This is a genomic window from Candidatus Pyrohabitans sp. (assembly GCF_054014795.1).
This window is the reverse complement of the sequence record NZ_JBPMGE010000021.1, coordinates 1-2222: the sequence shown is the minus strand read 5'-3', so window position 1 is coordinate 2222 and position 2222 is coordinate 1. Positions and strand designations below refer to the sequence as shown.

Below are 2222 nucleotides of genomic sequence, written 5' to 3'. Positions count from 1 at the left end.
GCTTCTTCGTCTGCCTCGCTCTGACGATACCCATCCTCGCGCTCTCCGAGATGATTCAGCTCTGGTTTGGCTTCCGCATAGAGATACCATTCCAGAAGGAGATTCTGTTTCTGCTCTCCTCTGCGGTCTACTTCTACGGCGGTGCCCCCTTCCTGCGGGGCAGCTTTGCAGAGCTCAAAGCAAGGCAGCCGGGTATGATGACTCTCATAAGCTCAGCCATCTCCGTGGCCTTCTTCTACTCCTCAGCCACGGTTTTCCTGATTAAGGGTCAGGACTTCTTCTGGGAGCTGGTCACGCTTATCGACATAATGCTCCTGGGGCACTGGATTGAGGCTAAGAGCATTCTCGGCGCCTCACGGGCGCTGGAGGAGCTGGTCAAGATAATGCCCACTGTGGCGCACCTGGTGAAGGAGGACACCATAGAGGACGTACCTGTTTCGCAGCTTAAGGCTGGAGACGTGGTGCTGGTAAAGCCCGGGGAGAAGATTCCAGCCGACGGCGTGGTGGTGGAGGGCGAGAGCCACGTGAACGAGGCGATGCTCACCGGCGAGTCTAGGCCCGTGAGGAAGAAGTCTGGGGACGACGTGATAGGCGGGGCAATCGTGGTGGAGGGCTCGCTTAAGGTGAAGATACAGCGCACCGGCGAGGAGACCTACTTGGCGCAGGTAATCAAGCTGGTGAAGCAGGCGCAGGAGAGCCGCTCAAGAACGCAGGACTTAGCCAATAGAGCGGCGGCGATGCTCTTCTACGTCGCCATGGCGGTGGGAATAACCACCTACGCGGTGTGGTACTCCAGGGGTATGCCCGAGTTCGCGCTGGAGCGTGCCGTGACGGTGCTTGTCATCGCCTGTCCGCACGCTCTGGGGCTGGCGATTCCCCTCGTGGTTGCGATTTCAACCTCCATCACAGCAAAGAGCGGAATACTGATAAGGGATCGCCGCGCCTTTGAGGCTGCTAAGGATTTGAATGCGGTGGTGTTTGACAAGACGGGCACGCTGACAGAAGGGAAGTTCGGGGTGAGCGATGTTGTTGCCTTTATCCCCGAGGAGGAGCTGCTCTCCCTTACGGCGAGCGTTGAGCGAAACTCGGAGCACATAATAGCGAAGGCGATAGTGGAGCACGCCAAGCACGCTGGAGTGAAGGTGCCGGCTGTGGATGAGTTCAGAGCTATCCCCGGCAAGGGCGCCTGCGGGAAGGTCTCGGGCAGAGAGGTGTGCGTGGGCAGCCCTGGTATGCTACAGGAGCTCAGCATAGCCGTGGAGGACGGGCGCATAAAAGAGCTTCAGAGGCAGGGCAAGACGGTGGTCTTCACGTTGGTTGACGGCGAGCTTGCGGGCGCCTTTGCGCTTGCCGACAGGGTGAGGGAGGTCTCAAGGGAGGCGGTGAGGCTGTTGAAGGAGCGCGGGGTGAGGGTGTACATGCTCACCGGCGATGCCGAGGAGGTGGCGAGGTGGGTCTCCGAGGAGCTGGGCATTGACGACTACTTCGCCCAGGTGCTGCCCCACCAGAAGGCTGAGAAGATTGAGGAGCTGAAGCGCAGAGGCATGCGCGTCGCCATGGTGGGCGATGGCATAAACGACGCTCCCGCTCTGGTTACCGCAGATGTGGGCGTTGCCATAGGCGCTGGTACCGACGTTGCCATAGAGAGCGCCGACATAATACTGGTGAGGAACGACCCCAGAGATGTGCCCAGGGTGATGGACCTATCTGGAAAAACCTATGCCAAGATGGTTCAGAACCTGTGGTGGGCGGCTGGCTACAACATCTTTGCAATTCCCCTCGCCGCCGGCGTGCTTTACAGCTATGGCATCGTCGTAAGCCCCGCAATAGGTGCTCTGCTCATGTCCATGAGCACAGTTATAGTGGCGATGAACAGCCAGACGCTGAGGAAGTATGAGCCGGAGGGGGCAGAAGCTGCTGAGGAGAGGATGCCGGAGATGGAGCACGAGGCCGAGCATGAGAAGCACATGCACTGATGCAGGTTGTATCAATAAACCGAAGTTATTTATATAAGAGTTCGGAAATATGATACACATGCTTGGAAAATCAGAAATCAGGTTGCTGCAGACACTTCAGAAGGGGGGAGAAAGAGCAACCATCTCAACCTTATCGCAGAGTATGGGGATCAGCCTGTCCAGGACCTCGGAGCTGGTGGATTCGCTTCGTCGAAAGGGTTTCATAAAGGTTGAGAGGGTGAACAAAAATAAACGTGTAAGCTTCGC

At 57.7% G+C, this 2222-nt stretch carries 2 protein-coding genes; both read left to right on the top strand.

What is annotated here, in order from left to right; genetic code table 11:
• On the top strand, positions 1 to 1976 hold a 1976-nt coding region (locus tag ACXJJW_RS02415; RefSeq protein ID WP_456474129.1), incomplete at its 5' end, for a heavy metal translocating P-type ATPase.
• A 58-nt stretch (positions 1977 to 2034) separates the two neighbouring features.
• A partial coding sequence (locus ACXJJW_RS02410; RefSeq protein WP_456474128.1) for a MarR family transcriptional regulator occupies positions 2035 to 2222 on the top strand: 188 nt, incomplete at its 3' end.